Here is a 23,193-nt window from a genome sequence, read left to right as displayed (position 1 = left end):
TTGATTTAGTATTTCTTTTCTTTCTTAGGCTTCTTGGGTTTTGGCTCCAGAATCATTTTGAACGTAGTATCTCTGATGAAGAGAATCATATCCTGTACTAATGTGGCAAATATGGGTCTACGTCCAGCCATTTGTATTTGCTAATTTTTACTTAGTAGCGAGCCTCATTAAATTTATTAAAATTATACCAACATTAAGTGGTTAATCCAGTTTAATGTTACGAGTTTTAATAAGAAAAGAGGCAGATGATAGGTTACAGATTTACTGAATATATCCCAGAAAAAAAGGAGTCCAGTGACACCTTCGATAGCTTATGGAATATTTTCAGAGAGCTTCTTTTAATTACTTCGGGAGATCCGAATGAGGCATTGAGCTGGCTGACCAATCTTGATAAGCAGTATAACATTACCAGTGAAAATTACGGAATCGGTGATTTTATCGAAGAGCTGAAGGAGAAGGGTTACCTCGACGAGGAACATAAAACCGGGAAACTCAAAATCACGGCCAAAACCGAGAATGACTTCAGAAAGAATGCATTGGAAGAGATTTTTGGTAAGCTCAGAAAGTCCGGTAAAGGAGATCACAACACTTTTAGTTCAGGACGAGGAGAAGAGAAAGGAGTAGATATTCGAGACTTTCAGTTTGGAGATTCTCCAGATAATATATCTGTAACAGATAGTCTACGCAATGCACAAATCAACCATGGTTTTGGTGAATTTATGTTGACCGAAGATGATTTGGAAGTGGTAGAGAATGAATACAAAACGCAGACTTCTACGGTTTTAATGATTGACATCAGTCATTCTATGATTTTGTACGGTGAGGATCGTATTACTCCGGCTAAGAAAGTAGCGATGGCACTCTCCGAATTGATTCTGAGTAAGTACAAAAAGGATACCTTGGATGTTATTGTTTTTGGAAACGACGCCTGGCAAATAAGTATCAAGGATTTGCCTTATTTGAGTGTCGGGCCTTATCATACAAATACCGTGGCAGGGCTGGAATTAGCTATGGATATTTTGCGGAAGCGAAAAAATCAAAACAAGCAGATTTTTATGATCACTGATGGAAAGCCCACTTGTATGAAAGTGGGCATCAAATATTATAAAAATAGTTTTGGCCTCGATCCTAAAATATTAAAGAAAACAATGAATTTGGGAGCGGCCTGTAGACGATTGAATATTCCAATCACCACTTTTATGATTGCCTCTGACCCCTATTTAAAACAGTTTGTGAAAGAATTTACCGCTGTAAATAACGGTAACGCTTACTATAGTGACTTGCAGGGTTTGGGACATCTGGTTTTTGAAGATTTTAAAAAGAATAGAAGAAAGAATTTATAAATGACAAAAGGATACTTAGACCTTAGCGCAGATCAAAAACTGGCTATAACCACGTTGGGTCAACTTAAAGCAGCAGGATATCAACCTCAGTCGATCAAAGACGAATTGAGAGCTAATTTGATTGCTGCTATACAATCTGAAGAAAATGTATTCGAAGGGATATGGGGGTATGAGGATACTGTCATTCCAGATATCGAACGAGCAATCCTGTCTAAGCACAATATTAATTTGCTAGGCTTGCGTGGTCAGGCGAAAACACGCATCGCCAGAATGATGGTTGGACTATTGGATGAATGGGTGCCCTTTGTGCATGGAAGTGATCTGAATGATGACCCGTTGCAGCCTTTGACTAGATATGCCATTGATTTGATCGCAGAAAAGGGTGATGATACGCCCGTCAATTGGCTGCACCGCGATGATCGATTTACCGAAAAACTCGCTACGCCAGATGTATCAATAGCTGATTTGATTGGTGATGTGGACCCCATCAAGGCGGCTACTTTGAAATTGCCTTATTCTGACGAACGTGTAATTCACTATGGATTGGTTCCACGGTCGCATCGTGGTATTTTTGTTATCAATGAATTGCCTGACTTACAGCCAAGAATTCAGGTGGCATTATTTAATATTTTGCAGGAAGGCGACATTCAAATTAGAGGATTCAAGCTGAGATTACCTCTGGTTATTCAGTTCGTGTTTACTGCTAACCCTGAGGACTACACCAATAGAGGTAGTATTGTTACACCACTGAAGGATCGATTAGGCAGCCAGATTATTACGCATTATCCAAAGGCTGTCGAAACAGGTTTGAAAATCACCCAACAAGAAGCTGCCATTGCTAAAAATACTTCTAATCATATTGTAATAAATGAATTGGCCAAGCTACTCATAGAGCAAATTGCCATAGAGGCGAGGAGCAGTGAATATGTAGATGTGAAGAGTGGTGTATCAGCTCGTCTGACTATTTCTAGTTATGAGAATTTGGTAAGTGCAGTAGAGCGACGCCTCCTGAAGAATAAGGAGGCAGCAGGCCATGTTCGAATAGCTGACTTCATCGGAATAGTTCCATCTATTACTGGAAAAATAGAACTGGTGTATGAAGGAGAGCAGGAAGGAGCTGGAATAGTAGCCCAGAACCTGATCGGAAAGGCCATCAGAACCTTGTTCGTAGATTATTTCACTGATCCGGATCAGGTGAGGAAGAATCGTGAGATGCAGGATCCTTTCAAGTCGATTGCAGATTGGTTTGGGAATAGTAATATGATTGATTTGCTACATGACTATTCTCAAAAGGAGTATAGAAAGGAATTGAATAAGGTGCCTGGTTTGGCTGATTTGGTAAGGGATCAAATCAAGGATAATAAGGATGAGGATTTCAAATTTTTCTTGATGGAGTTTGTCTTGTTTGGCTTAGTGGAATATAGTTATTTGAGCAAGCATCCATTAGAAAATGGAATGAGAATAGATGATTTATTAGGAAGTATGATTTCGGGATTTACGGATCCTGGAGAAGATATGGAAGACCAGCCGTAACGGAATGACAAGTAAATCGTCCTAACAGAAATAAAATATATGTCCGAAATAATAAAGACCGAAGAGATTGCCAGAAAGTATGTCATGGGTGCTGAGACCATTCATGCGTTAAAAACGATTAGCATTTCAATCAACAAGGGGGAATACGTAGCTTTTATGGGTCCTTCGGGATCTGGGAAATCTACCTTGATGAATATCATCGGTTGTTTGGATACTCCCAGTGCTGGCACCTATATACTCAATAATCACGACGTTTCTGATCTGGACGAAAACGAATTGGCAGAAATAAGAAACAAAGAAATTGGTTTTGTGTTTCAAACATTTAATCTGTTGCCTCGATCCACTGCGCTAGAAAATGTGGCGCTGCCACTAGTGTATGCCGGGATGGGCAAATCGGACCGTGAAGAACGCGCTCACGATGTACTAAAAGGAGTGGGGTTGGAAGAAAGAGCGCTTCACAAACCCAATGAGCTATCAGGAGGACAGAGGCAAAGGGTGGCCATTGCCAGAGCCCTGGTAAATAATCCAAGTATCATCCTGGCAGATGAGCCTACTGGTAATCTGGATACCAAAACCTCTTATGACATCATGGAGCTGTTTGAGCAGTTGCATTCACAAGGCAACACGATCATTATGGTGACACACGAAGAGGATATTGCTCAATATGCCCACCGCATCATTCGTCTTAGGGATGGGCTGATAGAAAGTGATGAAATGAATCAAGAGATCAGAAAGGTAGCTTCAGTAGAGGAGGTTAAGTAGTTAGGATGTTTGACTGAAGCTTTCTTGTTTTATATAGCTCCTACAAACGCTCCTAATCTTTTGAACACAGACCCCCAGCCATTATAGAATCCCATTTCTTCTTGTTGCTTACAGTAGGCTTCGCTTGCGTGTATGCATTTGAAGATGAATATGGTATGCTCGCCGTCTGCTTCAAAATGGGCTTGTATTTCTACGCCTTCCGTCATAGGCTTGAAATCCGCGGTTGAACAAATCCTTTTCATTTCAACAATTTCTTTATAGACTCCTTCTGCAATAAAAACCTTGCCATCTGGCATGGTCATGGCGTATTCCCATGCTCCACCTACTCGGAAGTCATGCTTATTAACTTTGGTTTCCATACCTTCTGGGCCCCACCACTGCGCAATATGTTCAGGGTTGGTCCAGGCTTCCCAGACCAGGGCTATGGGCGCATTAAAAGTTCTCTTCAGGGTCAGTGTGCGGTTGGCCGCATCGTTTGTTTCACTCATGGTTTAGATATTTCAGATTGAAGTTTATTTAAATATTTTTCAAATGAGTCTAATTTGGTTTTCCATAGTCCTTCATATTGCTCTATCCATACAAAGGCTGGGATTAAGGTTTTTGGCTTAATAATACAAAATCGCTCTCGTCCTTTCCGGTGGAATTCTATGACCTCACATTCTTTTAAAATTTTCAAATGCTTAGAAATTGCTGGCCTGCTCACATCAAATTTTTCAGCTACTGCATTAATAGTCAGTGGATCTTCTGCGAGCAATTCAATAATTTCTCTACGAACAGGATCAGCTATAGCTTGAAATATGTCTCTTCTCATATTAAAGTAACCATTTGGTTACAAATATATGGGTAACTATTTGGTTACGCAAATTTTGTTTGTATCATTTATGATCAATTTGCTGGATGTCTCAATACCTATTCATACTAAACACGCTCGTTTTGAGCGTCAATTCTCTGAATAATAATTGATTCTATCTATGTAGGAGAAGTTTGATTTAGTGTATTGCCCTCAATTTTATTCGGACTCTTTGTTAGAATACTTACCAACTAATAGGGCAATTATTATGGCTAAATAGAGCTGACCTCCGAGTGTGGTAAGAAGAGAGAGGGATTTGGACAGCGGTGTAAGTGGTAATAGATCCCCATATCCGAGGGTGGATAGTGTGACAAATCCATAATAAATGATATCGCTCATTATTACATTTTTGCCTAGAGAAAAATTATACGCAGAGGGTTGAATTTCAACTACTAAAATAATAAGGAGAGAAAATACAACTCCCAAAAACAAGTAGCCATTTATCGCTTCAAAGATTACCCGCCGCGTTACTTTTTCTGCTTTTGAAATTTGCGTGATAAGCATTCCAACCATGAAAATGAAAAACAATACGTTAAATACATTGGATATAGCATGGATGTAATGCAAATTAAAGATTTGGGAAACCCACTCTAATAAAAATGCACTACCAGCAACCCATAGCATTTTTTTCCGATGCTTATCAAGATTCAATGCTGAAGTAAAAAACAACAAGGTATACAAGGTTGAATAAGCATAGGGTTGTTGGTCTGCAGGTAAAAACACCAGTACAAAAATCATGGTAAAAACTTCCGCAAAAAGGAGTTGTCCCCAAAAAGATTTGCTCATTTTCATATCTTGAACCTTTAATGTACAGCTTTTAAATAGTTCTACTAACTATTTTGCTACGCCAATATTTAGATAGCATGCCAACCGGGACTAAAAGTAACCACGAAGCCGACCATATATCAGGCCCAAACCATGCAAATGGAATGGTCAAAACAGAGACAATAGGTTCAGGCATTATTTTTAAATAGATTTTATCTAATTCCTTGGTAGTTAGTTTGTCAGAAATGAGATTGTTTCTATTGGCATAGTACCAGGCCGAAATGCCTACAAAACCTGCCAAAGCTAGTGTGATACTTTGTGCAAGCATTATGATCAGGGGAGAGTCCATCTCAAGGTCTAATTTGACAAAGTATATATAAAGCATCATGGTAAAAACCTGAACAATGGTTAATACAGAATGGAAAGAGCTTGTCCGTTTGAGATTGTTGAATATCGTGTTATTCTGTCCCCAATAGAGAAGAGTTAATGTCAGACCTATTATGATCGCCGCATAATTGAGATAACTCGTTAAAAGGATCTCCGTTACGTTTGAACTGTCAAAGCCATCTAAAGTCGGGTTCGGCATCAAAGTAAAGAGCCTAAATATCATTAAGGCAAAAAGAACGTCAACGATGGTGGAGACTCTATCGAGTTGGCGTATGCATCTCTCTTCCTCTGCTTCCGTTAGTTTTTTTTCATCAAATATTTTCATAGTGGTTTAAATTTAATAGAGAAATTATAGAAATCAATAGATAGGCCAAACAGTGTATAGATATGCGTCACCGGCTACTGATTTCTTTTTCCAAAAATGTATTGACCCTCTAACTATTCAATAATACAAGTGCTATTGTGGCCGGATGAATGTTGTTTTGGAGTGGTACCGTATTCAATATTACTTACAAATAGGAAATCGTAAGCAAAAATCTAAAACCCGAGGTGATAGTGATGAACTCTAGAGAAACATAGCACCTTGAAAAAAATAACCCAATCTATTCTCATAATAGATTGGGTTATCCAATATTATCTAGAGGGACGAAATAACTTAGTTACTCACTTCTATTAGCGGGATTTCCATTGCCATTTGCGCATCGATTAGTGTTTCAATTTTATTTTCTAACTGAAAAAATCTAGCCGCTTTTCCTTTAGGAATGTTTTTTTTGAATTTTTTGTAATATTTAGTTTCAGTTTTTAGTACCCCTTTTTGGTACTTAATAGAGGCACTGTATAATTCATCCGCTTTTTCGTCGGTCAAATTTTCATAATTCTCCGCAAAGTCAGTAACTATATCAATTCGCTTATTTTGAATAATATACAGCTCAGCTTGGTACTCGTTGTACAAAGGCCAAAAAACTTTGCTCTCTTCTTCTGTTAAGTTCATACCCTCGGCAATAGCAGCTTTCTTTTCTGCTTTGAGTACTTCTCGAGCCAATTCAAGGTAGTCATTGCCAGTTTGAGCCTGAACCGAAACGGATATTGCAATAGTGAAAAGTAATGTCAATAGATTTTTCATATTTTATTTTTTTTAAATGGATGGTCATCAATACTAATCAAAGTTAAGTGCCTAATGTTAAAAAAATATCCTCGAATCCATTAAATGTTGTTTGAAAATCAACTTTGTTAACCCAATGTTTACTTGGTTGGTTTTTTTCACCTTCACTCAAGTACGAGTATGATTTAAGAATAGCGATACTCAGTCGATAGCTATAACCTCAAAGCATAGGTTGGAAAATTTACCAACCCAACAATTCCTTAAGCTTGGTATAACCCGTGGCGCTCACCATTACTTCATCTCCATTTTTAAGCTGAGCAAGGTGGGTTTCCTTGCCGTATTTATCAATCTTGGCAATTTGAGAAACTTGAACAATCGATGAGCGATGAACGCGTACAAATTTCTTAGAATCGAGCACTTGTTCTAAATGCTTCATGGTTTGCTTTTTCAGATGTTTTCCTTTGGCAGTAATAATTTCGGAATAATCATCTTGTGCTGCGATTCGAATCACTTCATCTGTAGGAATGATGTCTATTTTAGTGCCGTCTTTTACTACTAGTCTGTGGGTGGGTTCTTGTAAATAACCCTGGACCAGAGCCTCAGTAGCTACGGGAGTCGCAGATTTGTTCATCAGTGTACGTGCTTTGGTCAGCCCATCTTCGAACCGTTCACGGTTGTATGGTTTAAGTAGATAGTCGGCGGCATGTTGTTCGAAGGCCTGGAGTGCATACTGATCGTAGGCCGTCGAAAAAATGATGGTAGGAGGATGGTCGATCAACTCTAGCAACTCAAAACCAGTCAATTTAGGCATTTGAATATCCAGAAAAATTAAATCAGGATTTTGAGTTTGAATTAATTTGAGTCCATCAAATCCATTTTCCGCTTCACCCACGAGTTCCAGGTCGTCATGCTCTTTGAGGAAATGTTTGATCACTTCTCTGGCCGGTGGTTCGTCGTCGATGATGATTACTTTATAAGCACTCATAGTTTGTTATTGGTCTAGTTGAGGGATGGTCAGTTGTACTTTATATTCATTTTCTTCTTTATGCGTTTGCAACAAATCAGCACTTTCATATATCAGTTGTAATCGGCCCCTTACATTTTTAAGGCCTATGCCTTTTCCTTTGTGAGCTACTGAGTCATCTTCCGTACTGTTCGTAATTTCAATTTGCAGATGTTGATCACTATAGGAAATTTTTACTGAAATGGTGCTGGCTTCCGTGCTTTCATATACGCCGTACTTGATAGCATTTTCAATCAATGGTTGAAGGATCAGGTTAGGTAATTTGGCTGAATCAGGAATGGAATCTGCTCCTTCGAAACTCACTTCAAGTTTCTTTCCGAATCTCAATTTTTCAATTTCCAGATACAATTGAATCGTTTCAATTTCCTGGCTTAAGGCAACGAGTTCAGTTTCAGATTGGCCAATTGTATACCGCAAAAAAGAAGAAAGCTTTACGATCATCTCGTGGGCATCTTCGGGTCTTGTCAATGTTAAAGAACTGATGGAATTCAGGCTATTAAAAATAAAGTGAGGATTAATCTGTGCCTTGAGCATGCTAAGCTCTGTTTCTTTTAGAGCCGATTGCATTTCGATCTCTCTGATTTGTTTTTCCTTATTGTTTTCATAGAAGATCAATAAATAATAAACCAAAGCCACCAGAAGATAGTAGACCGTACCTAAGGCCATACGCCACCATAAATCTGATATGGATGCTTGGCGTATAGAGGTGTCATAACCCAGAAGATACCCTGTAATGAAATAACTGGAAGCCAGCCATATGAAAATGAGCAGCGCTCCTGCAGCCAAATGATTCATAAGGGCATTCCATAAGCTGCCTTCGATCAATCCGGAAAATCGGACAATAAACCAGATGCTTAGTCCAACAAAGGCAAACCCTATACCGTACACTGCTGCTTCGATTAAAGCCAAAGACCACGCAACTTGCTGTCCCCAGTGTAGGAGCATCGTATGTAAGATGATCAGTAGGAGCCAAAAAAGCCCATAAACGAGCAGGTGCTCTCGGTTTTTTAGAATAGGGTTGATCATTGGTTTGGTTAGTAGTTTTTGATCTCTCCTCCACCGAACAATACGAAACCTTTGATGTGAAGGACTTTTTTGGTGTCAGACTCAGGTGTTTTTACAAATTTTCGTTTATCAGCCAATGCACCAAATATAGCAGTTACTTCCATTTGGATTTCCCAGTCTGAAGGAACGATGAAGGTAAATCCTCCGAATACAGCCAGTACTTCTAAGGTATGATTTCCCTCCGCTAGTTTAGATCCAGTCATATCATAGCTTGCTCCTCCAAAAACAGCGCTGGTTTGCCCTCCCTTAAATTGCTCTGATCTCACTTTGACTTCGCCGCCTCCCATAATGTTGGAGTCATTGAGGTAATCAAATGATTGTCCCGAAGCTTTTCGTTTGGAATCAACTTTTCGCTTATTCAATAGGAGGAAACCGGCAGCGATCATCAGCCCCGGCCAAAAAACTCTACTCATACCAATATTTATATGATACTCTTGCCATACGTAGGTCGCCATGATGAAATAACTCGCAACTCCCACCATTAACAGACCTGGAAGTTTGTTCTTATTCGTGGCCATAGAAATCAAGCCGATGAGCAATATGATTCCTTTCCAATTGAATACTAAGTTTTCAACAATTACAGGAATAAGGTTGAAATTGACGAGTAAGAAAGCACCACCCAGACCCACTAAAATGATGCCTATGGTATTTGATTTATCTTCTGCTTTGTAATGTCTCATGAATGTTTTGATTCAGATCTACAAGATACGGCGAGTTGTTCTATTTTTAAAAATCACCCAGTGGTCCAATGACCAACTGAGTGACTGAGTGTTTGGTTATTCTGAGTTTATATCTTAGACGTAGTTTTTTATTTCTCCACCACCGAACAACACGGTGCCTTTGATTAGTAGTTCTTTGGTAGCGTCTGTTTTAGATTCAGTTGAAAGTTTTCTGCAGTCGCTATATCCACCGAAAATAGAAGTGACTTCCAGGCGTACATTCCAATCGGAAGGTACGATGAAATTAGCACCACCCATAAGAATCAATAGATCGATCTCTTGAGTGCCTTCAGCAAGATTACTTTTACTTAGGTCATAAGTGCCTCCGCCCATCACTGTCGTTACTTTTCCTCCCTGAAAATTTTCAGATGTGATGGACATATCACCACCGCCTAAAACGGCAGTAACGTTGATGTGATCTGAATCATTTGGTACAGATTTTTCACCTGTTTCTTCATTGAATACATCTTCGCCAGCAGTAAAAACATGGGCTGACACTAGCGGACTTTTGCTTTTTCTGCTCAGTATAACCAATCCTATCACTATCAGCAGGATAGGCCAGAAGAGTTTACGAGTATCATACCAGTGCCAGTCGAATTCGTAAGACAAGACATCAGACATGATGAAGAAACCACCAACAGCCATTAGGATGATTCCAGGGCTTTTGTTGTCTTTGGTAGAAAGAAACAATGCACCAATCATGATCATAATTCCTTTCCAGTTGAATAGATAATATGATATTTCGTATGGGATCAAATCTAAATTGTCGAGTAAAAAGAGTGTGCCCAATCCAATGAGTATAAGTCCAATAGCTCCTGATCTGGAATTGGACGACGGTGTTTTATGTGATGTTCGTTGTGACATGGTATTATGAGTTATTAATTATGATACAATGATACGGGTTCGTTTGAGTCTGGTATAGCGTAAATCGGCCAACCCTGCTAAAATATCGGTAGAACCGGAACTGATTTAAGTGGAAGTGTAACCCTAAGATCGAACATCACGAAAGCATGGGCTTTAGGGGAAAAGGTTTCATGGAATGTTTTGATCTAAACTAATAACACACATAGCATGAAACGCATTTACCTTTCAGCTTTGGTTATAAGCCTGGCAATTACTCACCTTCAAGCACAGCATGAAGGATTGAAAAGATTAGATTTCTTCATAGGGGAGTGGGAACTGACAACAAAAGCAAGTCGACCAGATGGATCAGTAATGATGGGGAAAGCAAGAACAAAAGCTTATTATATACTAGAAAAAGCAGCTATTCAAGACGATTTTTATGCGTTAGACGCCAATGACAATGTGGTATTTAGAGGAACAAGCATAAGAAGTTTTAACCAGCAAACGGGTAAGTACCAAATCGTATGGGTCATGCCAGGTATAAGTGGTATTACTGATATATCTGGCGTAATGTCGAATGACAGGCTTGTCACTACCGGTAAAGGTTATGATAGTAATGGAGAATTTCTAGAGCGTTTTGAATACTATGATATCAAGCCTGATAGCTATTCATTCAAAATGGATCGCTCATACGATGGAGGGGAGACCTGGCTGTTGAATTTCTCAAGTTTTGACGCAAAAAAAGTGAAGTAGTCGAAACCACTTCACTTATACCTTTCTCAAATAGCGCCTGTTTGGCTTACAAAGACTCTCCTAATGAAGCTAGTCTCTTACTAGGAATCATCCCTTTGATAGAGATAGATTCTTCATTCATGATATACCTTAATTTTCCTTCCGAAATGTAGATCACAGCATTGGCTCCTTTTTGGATATGATCTTTGTCTTCACTTACAAGAAGGACGCTTTTTTCATACAAACTAGCATATAGTGGCTTAATTAAACCTCCTTGCGCTTCGGATAAATAGACCAAATGACATTTTTCAGCATCACTGGTATTATTTAATTTGACTACCTCTAAGTTGTCTTTGCGCGAAGCAAATCGAACCAATTCTGCGTAAATGGGAGAGTTTCCCATAACACCTACCTTAATCACAGAAGGACTGTTTGGCCAAACAATGTATTCCGTGAATTTGTAAACAAGCAATGCCTTGAATTTGTCCGAATCACCCGAAAATGCGGAGAAGCTCAAAGTCATGCAAAGTGCTGCTACTACAAATGATCTCATTTTTAAATTTTTTGTTTAGTGGATGTAAAGAATTGGTTTTTTCACTAATTCCTACCATGCAAAGATGAGAATAAGGAGAACACCTATCAATAGAGTATTCTCTGAATTTTGTAGGGTATATGCGTAATTTACTTTCTACGCATAAACCAGAGGGTAATACCCTCACTTATGTAATTCCAGGTATGATACACTTCAAATCCGAATCTTTCATAGACTCTTTTGTTCTTGGCAATAGACGTTTCCAGGTATATTGGAAGGCCTTGTTCTTCAGCATCTTTAAAAACTGCTCTTTGTAATTCGTATGCTGCTCCTTTACCCTTGCCTGCATCACTCACACCAAAAAACCAGAAATACATAAAATCACCTGATTTCGGGCGTTGATTTTTTACATAATTGTCTCTTTTCAATACTTTGAAGATGCGTTCGATGCCTATGGCTGTAAAGGCTAAGACCAACTGGTTCCAATAATCCATTAAGTTTTCCTTATGACTATTGAATCTGTAACAAATGGCCACTCCACATCGATCAGAAGATATGAAAATGGCATTTCTTCTTAGGGCTGTTCGAAAAACATAGCGAGCCAACCACTGCATCCGTTGAGGTTCCTTCTTGTCATTTTTGATTACAGATAGCACACTAGGGTTGGAAGGGAAGGATTGTGCTATGATATCAATGACGAGTTTTTCGTCGGCTTTGGAGGCTTTGTACATATTTACTTTAATCAGGGCGCTAAAATAGTAGCAAGAATCGGATTATGTAAAACAAAAAGCCATTCCGATAATCGGAATGGCTTTATCCCCTCAATTCTCCTCACAAAGTTTTAAATCCAGTGGGCGATTAAAATTTATAGTTCATACCAAGTCCGAACATGGCACCAATCTGCGATCTGGTTACATTAAAAACTGGTTTGGCATTGGCTTCTGTGCCTTCATTGAAAATATCATTACCAAATACGTAACCAGTGAGGTCTCCATCTAACCATTTTTTCTCCACTCTTATATTGATGATCGTACGGTCACCGTCTGGTGCAACGACTACTGTATTGGCCTCAGGAAGAGCAATGTTCTCAAATCGCTCTTGTCCAGTTAAATAGTTTCCTTGTGTGTTGAACTTTGTACCATAAATCATGCTCATACTCAAGTTGATTTGCCTTGGAAGATCAAAATCTCCTTTAAACCTAAACACATGCGAAGGAACCTTTGCAACCTCTGGTGTTCGATCTTTATCGGTCACAATGTTCGGGTCGTTTATGTCAAAATCAGGATTTTCCTGCAGCTCCCATGTAGACTTCAGATAAGAGTGTGTAAGTTCAAAAGTTACACCATGCACAGGGATGATTCTCACGGTACTTTCAGTGCCTAAAGTAGTGCCTTGTACATAGTTTCCATATAAATAGTAGGTGGCAAATCTTCCTGGTTGAGTGGCTGATTCTGCATTTTGTTCAGTCGCTTCGTCTGGTGAAATACCTATGCCGTCTTTAATATTAGTGTAGTAGAAATTAGACTCAAATGTCAATTGATTGTCAATATTTGCTCTGAAGCCTGCTTCCCACGTTCTGAATCTGGTAGGAACAGTATGAGAGCCATTTTTGACAGCCACACTTGGATTGCTTGCAATCAGACCTTGTGCCGTAGCATCAATGTCCGCCATGCCTGCTGGAGAAGCAACATATGCTTGGGCTAAAGCTTGAGCTGTGGCATCATCTGCGCCGCCTGCAATTGCTGCATCATAAGCCACTTGGTAGACTCCTTGCGTAGCTGCTTGTGTCCAGGCAGCTTCTGATGGTGTCTGAAACAAATACAAATCTATGTTTGTATTGTTGAAACCAGGTGTACTGAAGGACTGGGTAAAACCACCCCAAAACGTAAGGTTTTCAGTAGGAATGTAACTTACTTTAGCCATTGGAGACAAATAGAAATCACTATTTACTAAAGAATAGTTTTCTGCTTTAATTCCTAAAAGAAAATTCAGCTTACCATCAGCTAATTTGATTTTATCTTGAATGAATGCTCCTTTTAGAGATTCAGTACTTTGCGGATCTACGTAATTGACGGCGCTTGTTGAATTGATATCATGTACGTCAATTTTATTGATTCGATAGTTAAAACCAGCACTCAAGTCATTTTTGTCTCCGAGCGAAATATTGTCTTGAATTTCAAAATCGTAGGTAGCATTAGATATTTCAAATCCACCAGCTAAGCGATTGAAGTCATTTTCCATATTGGTAGATGCACGAATAAACAAACTATGATTTTCATTGAAGCTGTGATCATATCTGAGATTACCTACAAAGCGATTAGCTTTTACATCATTTTCGATGAGCACATCGTTGGCTGTGAAAGCAAAGTCATCCCCGAAATAACTACTATAATCTGTAGTTTTTAAAGTATTGTAGTGTGTGTTCAATGACAAAGCACCTTTTTCATTGACTTTGTATTTGGATTTCAATCCCAGACTAAACATATCAATCTGATCGAAGTCTTTAGTAAACCTACTATTCGATACTACCGGATCTCCATTTTCGTCTTTACCTGCTAGAGACTCCCAACCTTTGAATAGTCTCATTTTTCCATAGCCAGAAATAGAAAATTTGTCACTTACGACTCCTCCAGCTCTCAAGCTAGTAGCAACATAACCGGCAGATCCAGCTTCTGCTCTTGCATTTATGCCATCATAGTTGTCAGGGTTTTTGGTAAATATATTTACTACGCCCGTTGCAGAATTAGCCCCATAGATTGTTCCCCCTGATCCTCTGATGACCTCTATTCGATCAATTTCATCAAGCGGAATATCGAAATTTCTGAATGAAAATGAAGAAGACATGAGATCCTGAATTGGCGTACCATCTAATAGGTACAATACAGTTCCTGTCAACCCATTAGTTACCTGAGAGTAACGTACGTTAGATTCTGCACTTGAGTACTCGTCTTGTACGCCCCAATACCCTGGAACTAATCTTAATACTTCATGTAGGGTAGTAGCACCTGAATGCTCAATATCCTTAGAAGTCACCACGTAAATAGAAGAAGAAACATCTTGAAGTCTTTCAGATTTTTTAGACACTGAAGTAATTTCAAGATTCATCAAATCTTCCAACGACATGTCAAACATGTTCTCGTCAATGTCCTGAGCGATAAGGCTCGGGCTCATCATCACACACATCAACAGCGTGCAATAGAATAAAGTTATTTTATTATGCTTCATATTGTTTTTGTTTAGGGCGTATTTTCCCATGCAATCTTTCGAATGCCTGAAATTTGCCTGAATTACTGGTTTTTCTTTTTTTAGATTGGTTTGCCTAGTGCCAATAATTTAGAACTAGGTGTCATCTGTTTATTTCTGATACTTTTTTCATCGATTAGAAATCTGAGTTTTCCACTTTCTAAAAAGAAGCCTATATCAGATCCTTTACCGGTGAGACTACTATTTTCGGAGACGACTAATACGCTCCTGCTACCTATTGCTGAATTATAAGCATCAACTTTAGAATCCTCAGAGTTTGCTAAAAATATGATGTCACATTTTCCCGCAACACTTGGTCCTGAGATGTCCAAGACAGTCATATTGCCTTTTGATGCTGCAAAATTTGAAAGCTCTTTTGAAACTCCCGATTTGCCCGCTATGCCTACAGTTACATTTCTTTTACCCGATGGCCACTCTATGTACTCTGCAAATTTGTATATGAAAAGAGCTTTGAATTTGCTTTCCTGGGCGTAGCTTTTATTTGAGAGAGCTATGGCCAAGAAAAGTACTAATCCAAATATGATTTTACTTTGCTTCATGAGTTTTGATTTGTGTCAGTTTTTTTTAATTATTGGTTTTCATTTTTAGCCAGTTTGAATTTGCTCATGCTGTCCTTCAAACCAGTGGCTACATGAGTCAGTTGTTCAGATTTTTGGCTGTAATTTTCCATTCCAGAAGACAATTCAGTGGCGGAACTGGCCACTTCTTCAGTACCAGCAGCTGTCTGCTCAGCAATAACAACCACAGATTCGGTAATGGAAACTACCTTACCAATATCTGTCTGTTGAGTCTGAGTTGCATTCACAATTTCTTCTGAATACGAGAGCGTGCGAGTGGTTGAATCCGCAATCTCCTTAAATACTTCAGAAGCCTGGGTAGAGGCTTGACCTCCAACCTTCACACTCTGATTCATTGTTTCCATGACTTGTGCTGCTTGTTCAGTATCTTTCTGCACATCAGCTACAAGTGTTTCAATTTCTCTGGCTGAACTTCTAGAGTCTTCAGCTAGTTTTCTAATTTCTTCTGCTACTACGGCAAACCCTCTTCCAGCGTCACCAGCTTGTGCTGCTTCGATGGCGGCATTCAGTGCTAATAGATTAGTTTGAGAAGCGATTTCAGTAATGACTCCCAAGACTCTTGTGATCTCTTCGGATCTTTGAGTCAATACCTTTATGGAGTCGTTAGTTTTTACTGAGTATACTGCAATTTCTTCCATGCTGGTGGCAACATTGTCCACCATTTCTCTACCTTTTTCACTGCTATCTACACCAGATTTTGCCGCTTCGTTGATATTGGCCGCTTTGCTACCCATTTCATTGGATGAGTTTCTTATGCCTTCTACCAAATTGGATGCTTCATCCACTTTTACCACCTGATTTTGAGCACCTGTACTCATTTGTCCAATGGCTGAAGCAATTTCTCCTGTATTGGATGACATTTCTTCACTCGCATTGAGCATTTCTGTAGAGGCTTCTTCTACTACAATTGCACTATCGGTAATTTGAACTAATAGATTGTTTAAGTTAGAAGTTGCCTTATTCAAATTACTAACCAATGTGTATATGTCGCCTTTTGAATCTAACTGGTATTTGTGCGTCAGATCTCCATCAGCAAGGGCAGTTACAATTTTATTTACTTCGAGAATAGGTGTAGCAATTGAATGAAGCAAATGATTTATGGCGTCACTCAATTCGAGCCATGCGCCAGCTTTTGCATCCGTAGATATACGAGTATCTAGTCGACCTTCTTCTCCCGCTGCTTTGACGACTTCATTCGTTTCATTTATTACTTCTTTGAGATTAGATCTCATCGAAAGTAAAGCATGACCTAGTACGTCATTACTACTCAATGCCTCGAAGTCTGCTTCCAAATTTCCTTTTCCAACTTCGCTTGCAAATTCAGAAGAAGATCTAAAACCTTGAATTAAGGAATTAATCCCATGGCTCATTTCACCTATTTCGTCATTGTTCATGACATTAATCGACTCCGGTATAACACCAAGACGGATTTGAGCAATTTTTTCTTGGAGTGCTTTAACTGGTCTAGTGATATTTCTTGATAACCATCCTGAGATGACAAGTCCAAACACTGCGCCTACTAACCCAAGGATGAAAATAGCTAAACTTAAATCAGAAAATGAGTTTTCCATCTCAAGGCTGATACTATTGGTCTCAGCAGACTTAGCTGCCATCGTTGCATCTAGCCTTTCAATCAATTCATCACAAATAGGAATTATATTTCCTTCAACTAAATCTTCACAGACGAAAAGTGTCATGGCATCTTCATAAGCTAGCGCATTATTCAAGCTCTCCATGATGGTTTGCTGGTCACTTAATATAGATTCATAAGTTTCCAGAATAGAGCCCATTACTTCCGCTTCTTCTGGGTGAGTGGTGGTTATAATGGTCTGCAGTTTTTCTTTTAGTGCTGGATAAGTCTCTTGGTGTATGATTCTTAGCTTCTCCTTATCTTTTTCGTAGCGACTAACATAAACCCAATTGGTTGAGTAGGCTTTACTATCCTTAATGAGATTTCGAAAGTCGCCATATGTATCAAGGGTAGGATAGACATCTTTGAATACTTTATTAAGTAAGTCGATGCTATTGTTTAACGTACTGTAGGTGTAAAGCCCATTCAGTACTATTACTCCAATGAGTATGTAAAAACTAAGTCGGATTTTTCTTCCGATAGTGAAATTAAATTTTATCAGATGCCTAAGCTCCATCATTATGTTGATTCTGTTATGTCCTGAGTTTAAGTTACTAAAATCGGGGCAAACTGAGTTTATAAATGTTAATTCTATTGGTTTTTAAATATTGTCAGAATTAACTTTTCACAAAAGTACAGTGGGAAACTTGTTTAAAGCAATAAGCGGAACTACTCAATTTTCGAATAGGAGATATACGTATAGTTAGATGTTGGTACACATAGGTTGATTTACATATATATACCTGAGTGGTACAAATGGATTGATGAGTGGTAGAATTATGTGGATATTCAGTATGCTACAAAACTCCACTTTTTATCACCATCAATTTTTCTCGTGTCATGTCATGCATGGAGTGAGGAATACTTCCAAGACCGAGTCCGGAAGAATCTCTTCCTCCAAAAGGCATCCAGTCTACTCTGAAGGCAGTATGGTCATTGACCATGACAGCAGTAGAATTCAGCTTTTTCACAGTGTCTAAGGCTACATCGATGTCTTTTGTGAATACAGAAGATTGAAAAGCAAATTCAAGGGAATTGGCTCTATTGATGGCTTCCTGACGGTCGGTGTAAGCATAGATACACACCACTGGACCAAATATTTCTTGAGAAGAAACTCTGCAATCTTCGGTAGGGTTTAATATTATCGTAGGTTCGTAAAACGTGTCATGTTTTTTCTGACCACCGCAGATTATTTTAGCCCCTTTGTCTTTAGCTTCAGTCACCCATTCATGCACACGGTCTACTTCTTTTGGTAAAATGAGAGGACCCACTTCCGTTTCCTTTTCTAACGGATTGCCCAATATTAGTGTTCTCACTTGGGCGTCCATTTCTTCTATCACTTCATCTACAATGGATTCATGAGCATAGATACGCTGCACTGATACACAAACTTGACCAGCATGATAAAAGCCCCCTTTGACTAGAGCTGGAATCATAGATTTGATGTCTGCATCTGGTTCTATTATAACGGGAGCTGCGCCACCATGCTCCAGCGCACATCTAGTGCCCGGTGCTAGTTTTGACCTTAGATACCATCCAACTTTTGCAGAACCTATAAAAGAAAAGAAATTGACTTTGGTGCTAGTGACTAACTGCTCAGCTACATCATTTTCGCATGGCATAGCGGTACACCAACCTTTCGGTAAACCCGCCGATTCAAAAATTTCCACCAAAAGCAGACAAGTGAGGGGAGTAGTTGGTGCAGGTTTGATGATCACTGGGCTACCAACTGCTATGGCAGGGATCGTTTGGTGAATGATCAAATTGATGGGGTGATTGAAAGCACTAACTGAAGCTACCACGCCAATAGGTTCGCGCATGGTGTAAGCCAAGCGATTGGCAGATGAAGCTGTGTGTCCCATAGCCACTTCTTCACCTTTAATATGTCCCATGTTTTCTATCGCAAGCTTGACGCCATTGATGGCTCGCTTCATTTCTACTTCTGTATCCATCCAAGGTTTGCCACCTTCCATGGCAGATAGTTGAATGATTTCCTCGGATCGTTCTTCCATTAGAAAAGCGATATTCTCTAGAATTTCAACACGCTTGTGTTTAGGAAGCCATTTAGAATGATCTAAGAAAAGCCCATGTGCTCGCTCTATAACTTCACTCATTTCGCTGCTGGAGGCAAGAGGTATTTCTTTGATTAATGACTGATCGAAAGGTGCGTATACGGATAGTTTTGACATGGTTGTTTATAATTAGAGTGCTTTTGCTTTTTCTTTAATTTTCACATTTAGGATGGCATGATTAAGAGAATAATCCACCGGGCAATCGATCACATGTACGCCCTCCGAATTCAGGCAATGGTTTAGTGTTTCACTAAAATCTTTGTCACTTTTTATTCTATGACCAAATGCACCATAACTTTCTGCATACTTCACAAAATCAGGATTGTTATAATCTAACCCAAAGTTGTCAAATCCCATACCTTCTTGTTTCCATTTGATCATACCGTAGGCATTGTCATTGAGGATGATCACCACTACATGTAGTTTTTCTCTTACAGCTGTTTCTAACTCCTGAGAATTCATCATAAAACCTCCATCACCACATACAGCGATCACTTTTTTGTCAGGATGTATAAGCTTGGCGGCTAAAGCTGAAGGCAATCCGGCACCCATGGTTGCCAATGCGTTGTCTAGTAATAATGTGTTTGGTTCATAGCACTTGTAATTTCGGGCGAACCAAATTTTATAAACACCATTGTCTAGTGTCACAATACCATCCGATGGCATGATTTTTCTAATTTCATTAACAATGCGCTGAGGTAGCATTGGATATCTGTCGTCTTCGAAATACTTTGAAATATGAGACTCAACTTCTTCGTCTACTTTTTTGAAAAAACTAAAATCCCAGTGTTTCTGCTTTGTAATTCCTTCCATTATTCCCCAAACAGATGCTGCTATATCACCTAATACGTCCAAATCAGGGAAGTAGACTTGATCCACTTCAGCCGAGAAAAAATTGATGTGCATTACTTTTTTGCCTCCGTGCTCCATGAAAAATGGTGGCTTTTCAATCACATCATGTCCTACGTTGATAATTAGATCAGCTTTGTCGATAGCATAATGCAAATAGTCATTAGATGAAAGTGCAGCTGTGCCTAAGTGTTGATCATGGCGATTGTCCACAACTCCCTTTCCCATTTGCGTATCAAAGAAATAGATGCCAGTTTTTTCAATTAATTTGAGTAGCGCATTTCCTGTTCTTTTTCTATTGGCACCTGCTCCAATCAGAATGAGAGGCATTTTAGAGGCCTCAATCATACTAATTGCTTCTTTGATGGCTTTTGGATCTGGCCCAGGTCTTCGGACGGAGGGTACATTGAACAACGGCTCATCACCAGATTCGGCAGCGACATCTTCAGGTAATTCTATGTGTGCGGCTCCTGGACGCTCCTCGGATGCCAAACGAAAAGCTTCTCTTATGATTGAGGGAATATTGTTTGCGCTAACTACTTGCCTGGTGTATTTTGTGAGGGGACGCATCATGTCCACTACATCCAGAATTTGAAATCTGCCTTGTTTACTTTTCTTTATGGGTTTCTGACCAGTAATCATGAGCATAGGCATGGCGCCCAATTGAGCATATGCGGCAGGAGTAACAAGATTTGTTGCTCCTGGGCCTAGTGTAGATAGACAAACGCCAGGCTTGCCTGTTAAACGTCCATAGGTAGCCGCCATAAAACCAGCGCCTTGTTCATGTCTAGTCAGTATCAGTCGTATGTTAGAGTCTTTTAGAGAATTGAGTAGGTCGAGGTTTTCCTCTCCGGGAATACCGAAAATATATTCTACACCTTCATTCTCAAGTGCTTGGATAAATAAATCAGAGGCTTTAGTCATGGGCTAGAATTTTATATTGAATTTAAACATTAACCCTGACAAGACAAATCTGGGTTTCAATTTAAAGGAGTTGTAGTGAGATTAAGTTCATTTTTGCTTAATTTTTACCTTTGGATATAAGCATATGGAAGAATTAATTGACTTTTTTACTGAAGTACCTCTTTGGTTTCGAGCTAGCATTCTCGTTGGAGGTTTGGTGTTTTTTTGGGTTTTAGAGGGTATGATACCTTTATATCGTTTTCAATATGATAAAATCAAACATGCCGGAATCAATCTGTTTTTAACGGCGACAACAATGCTTATAGGATTTGGAATGGCAGGCTTGCTTTTGTTGGCATCAGACACTGTCACGCAAAATGAATTTGGCCTTTTGTATCTAGTGGATATGCCTTTTTGGTTACAAGTGATTTTAGGTGTGTTGTTATTAGATATGATTGGTGCTTATTTTATTCATTTTGTAGAGCACAAAGTAAAATGGATGTGGAAATTTCATTTAGTTCATCACACAGATACTACAGTAGATGTTACTTCCGGGCTGAGACATCATCCGGGAGAAACAGTGTTTCGAATTTTCTTTACCATTCTGGCAGTTATTCTTATAGGAGCACCGATGGGAATTATCATGCTTTATCAAAGTTTGTCTGTCCTATTTGCCCATTTGACACATGCCAATAGCTCACTTTTCGGAAAATTTGATAAAGTCGTTTCCTACGTGCTAGTTACACCAAACATGCATAAGGTGCATCATCATTATACTCAACCATGGACAGACACCAACTATGGTAATATATTTTCTATATGGGATAGGCTGTTCGGCACTTTTCAGTATGTGGAAAATATGCAAGAAGTGAAGTTTGGCATTGATACACACATGAAGCCAGAAGAAAATGCCGAGCTGGGCAATTTGCTTGCTATACCTTTTCAAAAATATCGGGTACCTCCTGAATCAAAATTTGGTTCGGAATGAATAATAACCGACTACCTTATCAGTCAGGTCACTAAATGATTTGTGGTAAACGATAATATCGTAGTTGTTTTCGGTTTGGTAAAATGACCCTTCGAAGTAATAGGGATCCGGTCCATCTACCCAATAGATGTAATCATACCATCCTTGTTTGAGTAAAACCTCTCCTGTATACGATTGACTGATTTCATCATACTTGAGTAAACTTTTTTTATTCATTCTAAAGTCATTAAACGCCCCGAGCACGTACACTGGGGAAGACAACCTAGCGGATTTTATTTGAAACTTGGTAAGTAAATAATCACAAGCTAAGTAATCTCCCATGGTCTCAGTAGTAGCAATTACAAAGCCGCCATTTCGATCATTTAACATGGAATAAGCTTCATGTTTTCTGTTCTTTCCTGGATTTACTGCAGCTTTTCTAGGATTTGAATTTGGGTCAACATGAGATACATAAGCCCCTCTGAAACTATAACTTCTCAAGTCTGCTTGTCTAAATTCATTACCACCCTTGAAGTTGTTCTCCATATTGAAGTGTCTATATTCAAGAAGTGATCTTTCTCTTCGAATAGCAGTAGGTTGAAGTCCTTCAAGAACGTTGTCCCATCGTTGATTTTGTCGAATAACAATTTTGAATTCGGTTCTGGGATTGGTCACCTTGATTCGACTATGAATAATATCAAAGTCTATCTGCTGATTGAAGTCACGCTCCATGACCCCAGTTGAAATTCTGGTGTTCGGTTGTATGTTGACATTGTTATCGAATGCTACAAACCTGCGTGTGAATAGTACATCATTTTCATCTCCATTTTGATAAACCTGTATGATATAGTTTCCAGTGACCTTTACTCTGGGTAGGTTAAACCAATAATTGACATAGAGAGTATTTGCATTGATGGAGTATTCAAAATCTCTTAAATCGAATATGTTGTAGTCATACAGAAATTCAATATCGTTGAGCAAGGACTTAGTCCAATCTGCATTGCAATGGATGATTTTCGCTTGAACATCGATGTATTCTTCCAACAAGAGATCGAATTGTAGCAATAGGGATTCTACTTGAGTTCGTGGCACTATGGGCGCCATCATTTCTTGATCTGGATGTCGAGTGACTGGGTACAGCTGGACTGTGCCTACAAATGGCTCATAGCTTTTGTTCTCATAGAGAATTTCCTTTTGTTGTGCGAGACTAAACGAGCTGATTTTGGTTAGAAACAGACAAATAATAACAAGTCGTGGAATAAAATTCATAAAT

The 23,193-nt window shown here is 39.1% G+C and carries 23 protein-coding genes; 5 read left to right on the top strand and 18 right to left on the bottom strand.

The window, feature by feature from the left end; all coding sequences use genetic code 11:
* Positions 1 to 5: 5 nt before the first annotated feature.
* Complete coding sequence (locus tag ACOQO5_RS06130; RefSeq protein ID WP_420580806.1) at positions 6 to 131, bottom strand: hypothetical protein; 126 nt, start codon at positions 129 to 131, stop codon at positions 6 to 8.
* Positions 132 to 245: 114 nt separating this feature from the next.
* Between ACOQO5_RS06130 and ACOQO5_RS06125 the strand changes: the two genes are divergently transcribed.
* The 3 genes from ACOQO5_RS06125 to ACOQO5_RS06115 are packed head-to-tail and all read left to right on the top strand — an operon-like array spanning position 246 to position 3,638.
* Positions 246 to 1,343: a vWA domain-containing protein gene (locus tag ACOQO5_RS06125; protein WP_420580805.1), complete on the top strand. Its 1,098-nt coding sequence runs from the start codon at positions 246 to 248 to the stop codon at positions 1,341 to 1,343.
* Positions 1,344 to 2,876 (top strand): magnesium chelatase, encoded by a 1,533-nt coding sequence (locus ACOQO5_RS06120; RefSeq protein ID WP_420580804.1) that lies wholly within the window; start codon positions 1,344 to 1,346, stop codon positions 2,874 to 2,876. It abuts the gene before it with no gap.
* Positions 2,877 to 2,915: 39 nt separating this feature from the next.
* Positions 2,916 to 3,638, top strand: coding sequence for an ABC transporter ATP-binding protein (locus tag ACOQO5_RS06115; RefSeq protein ID WP_420580803.1), 723 nt, complete (start codon positions 2,916 to 2,918; stop codon positions 3,636 to 3,638).
* Positions 3,639 to 3,667: 29 nt separating this feature from the next.
* Here ACOQO5_RS06115 and ACOQO5_RS06110 read toward each other — a convergent pair whose 3' ends face one another.
* From ACOQO5_RS06110 to ACOQO5_RS06070, 9 genes are all read right to left on the bottom strand, one after another.
* Positions 3,668 to 4,126, bottom strand: coding sequence for an SRPBCC family protein (locus ACOQO5_RS06110; RefSeq protein ID WP_420580802.1), 459 nt, complete (start codon positions 4,124 to 4,126; stop codon positions 3,668 to 3,670).
* The gene (locus ACOQO5_RS06105; protein ID WP_420580801.1) at positions 4,123 to 4,449 is read right to left on the bottom strand and encodes an ArsR/SmtB family transcription factor; all 327 of its coding nucleotides are present in this window, start codon (positions 4,447 to 4,449) and stop codon (positions 4,123 to 4,125) included. Before ACOQO5_RS06105 ends, ACOQO5_RS06110 begins: the two co-directional genes overlap by 4 nt.
* Before the next feature lie 198 nt (positions 4,450 to 4,647).
* Positions 4,648 to 5,280 (bottom strand): ion channel, encoded by a 633-nt coding sequence (locus ACOQO5_RS06100; RefSeq protein WP_420580800.1) that lies wholly within the window; start codon positions 5,278 to 5,280, stop codon positions 4,648 to 4,650.
* 25 nt (positions 5,281 to 5,305) lie between these two features.
* Positions 5,306 to 5,965: a hypothetical protein gene (locus ACOQO5_RS06095; RefSeq protein ID WP_420580799.1), complete on the bottom strand. Its 660-nt coding sequence runs from the start codon at positions 5,963 to 5,965 to the stop codon at positions 5,306 to 5,308.
* A gap of 330 nt (positions 5,966 to 6,295) precedes the next feature.
* Positions 6,296 to 6,763 (bottom strand): hypothetical protein, encoded by a 468-nt coding sequence (locus ACOQO5_RS06090; RefSeq protein ID WP_420580798.1) that lies wholly within the window; start codon positions 6,761 to 6,763, stop codon positions 6,296 to 6,298.
* Positions 6,764 to 6,983: 220 nt separating this feature from the next.
* Positions 6,984 to 7,727 carry a LytR/AlgR family response regulator transcription factor gene (locus tag ACOQO5_RS06085; protein WP_420580797.1) on the bottom strand — a complete coding sequence of 248 codons (744 nt, stop codon included), beginning with the start codon at positions 7,725 to 7,727 and terminating at the stop codon, positions 6,984 to 6,986.
* Between the two features lie 6 nt (positions 7,728 to 7,733).
* Positions 7,734 to 8,792 (bottom strand): sensor histidine kinase, encoded by a 1,059-nt coding sequence (locus ACOQO5_RS06080; RefSeq protein WP_420580796.1) that lies wholly within the window; start codon positions 8,790 to 8,792, stop codon positions 7,734 to 7,736.
* Positions 8,793 to 8,800: 8 nt separating this feature from the next.
* The gene (locus tag ACOQO5_RS06075) at positions 8,801 to 9,511 is read right to left on the bottom strand and encodes a LiaF transmembrane domain-containing protein (RefSeq protein WP_420580795.1); all 711 of its coding nucleotides are present in this window, start codon (positions 9,509 to 9,511) and stop codon (positions 8,801 to 8,803) included.
* Positions 9,512 to 9,625: 114 nt separating this feature from the next.
* Entirely contained in the window at positions 9,626 to 10,414 is a 789-nt protein-coding gene (locus ACOQO5_RS06070; RefSeq protein WP_420580794.1) for a LiaF transmembrane domain-containing protein, read from the bottom strand.
* 207 nt (positions 10,415 to 10,621) lie between these two features.
* Here ACOQO5_RS06070 and ACOQO5_RS06065 point away from each other — a divergent pair, with 207 nt between their 5' ends.
* Positions 10,622 to 11,146: a hypothetical protein gene (locus tag ACOQO5_RS06065; RefSeq protein ID WP_420580793.1), complete on the top strand. Its 525-nt coding sequence runs from the start codon at positions 10,622 to 10,624 to the stop codon at positions 11,144 to 11,146.
* A 46-nt stretch (positions 11,147 to 11,192) separates the two neighbouring features.
* Here the strand turns inward: ACOQO5_RS06065 and ACOQO5_RS06060 are convergent, their stop codons facing one another.
* The 7 genes from ACOQO5_RS06060 to ACOQO5_RS06030 form a co-directional block, all read right to left on the bottom strand.
* Positions 11,193 to 11,678: a YfiR family protein gene (locus tag ACOQO5_RS06060; RefSeq protein WP_420580792.1), complete on the bottom strand. Its 486-nt coding sequence runs from the start codon at positions 11,676 to 11,678 to the stop codon at positions 11,193 to 11,195.
* A 128-nt stretch (positions 11,679 to 11,806) separates the two neighbouring features.
* Positions 11,807 to 12,388, bottom strand: coding sequence for a GNAT family N-acetyltransferase (locus ACOQO5_RS06055; protein ID WP_420580791.1), 582 nt, complete (start codon positions 12,386 to 12,388; stop codon positions 11,807 to 11,809).
* 127 nt (positions 12,389 to 12,515) lie between these two features.
* On the bottom strand, positions 12,516 to 14,882 hold the full coding sequence (locus tag ACOQO5_RS06050) for a TonB-dependent receptor plug domain-containing protein (RefSeq protein ID WP_420580790.1): 2,367 nt from the start codon (positions 14,880 to 14,882) through the stop codon (positions 12,516 to 12,518).
* Between the two features lie 80 nt (positions 14,883 to 14,962).
* Complete coding sequence (locus ACOQO5_RS06045; RefSeq protein ID WP_420580789.1) at positions 14,963 to 15,460, bottom strand: YfiR family protein; 498 nt, start codon at positions 15,458 to 15,460, stop codon at positions 14,963 to 14,965.
* Positions 15,461 to 15,489: 29 nt separating this feature from the next.
* Positions 15,490 to 17,649, bottom strand: coding sequence for a methyl-accepting chemotaxis protein (locus ACOQO5_RS06040; protein WP_420580788.1), 2,160 nt, complete (start codon positions 17,647 to 17,649; stop codon positions 15,490 to 15,492).
* 277 nt (positions 17,650 to 17,926) lie between these two features.
* Positions 17,927 to 19,318 (bottom strand): aldehyde dehydrogenase family protein, encoded by a 1,392-nt coding sequence (locus ACOQO5_RS06035; protein WP_420580787.1) that lies wholly within the window; start codon positions 19,316 to 19,318, stop codon positions 17,927 to 17,929.
* Between the two features lie 12 nt (positions 19,319 to 19,330).
* Positions 19,331 to 20,974: an acetolactate synthase large subunit gene (locus ACOQO5_RS06030; protein WP_420580786.1), complete on the bottom strand. Its 1,644-nt coding sequence runs from the start codon at positions 20,972 to 20,974 to the stop codon at positions 19,331 to 19,333.
* 124 nt (positions 20,975 to 21,098) lie between these two features.
* On the opposite strand from ACOQO5_RS06030, the gene ACOQO5_RS06025 reads away from it, so the two are divergent.
* On the top strand, positions 21,099 to 21,941 hold the full coding sequence (locus ACOQO5_RS06025; RefSeq protein ID WP_420580785.1) for a sterol desaturase family protein: 843 nt from the start codon (positions 21,099 to 21,101) through the stop codon (positions 21,939 to 21,941).
* Here ACOQO5_RS06025 and ACOQO5_RS06020 read toward each other — a convergent pair.
* Positions 21,921 to 23,189, bottom strand: coding sequence for a type IX secretion system plug protein domain-containing protein (locus ACOQO5_RS06020; protein WP_420580784.1), 1,269 nt, complete (start codon positions 23,187 to 23,189; stop codon positions 21,921 to 21,923). The genes ACOQO5_RS06025 and ACOQO5_RS06020 overlap by 21 nt on opposite strands.
* Positions 23,190 to 23,193: the final 4 nt, after the last annotated feature.

Source organism: Reichenbachiella sp. (assembly GCF_965223055.1).
Taxonomy (GTDB): Bacteria; Bacteroidota; Bacteroidia; order Cytophagales; family Cyclobacteriaceae; genus Reichenbachiella.
Note: the sequence above shows the minus strand (reverse complement) of the source record. Positions and strands in the feature narration are given on the sequence as shown.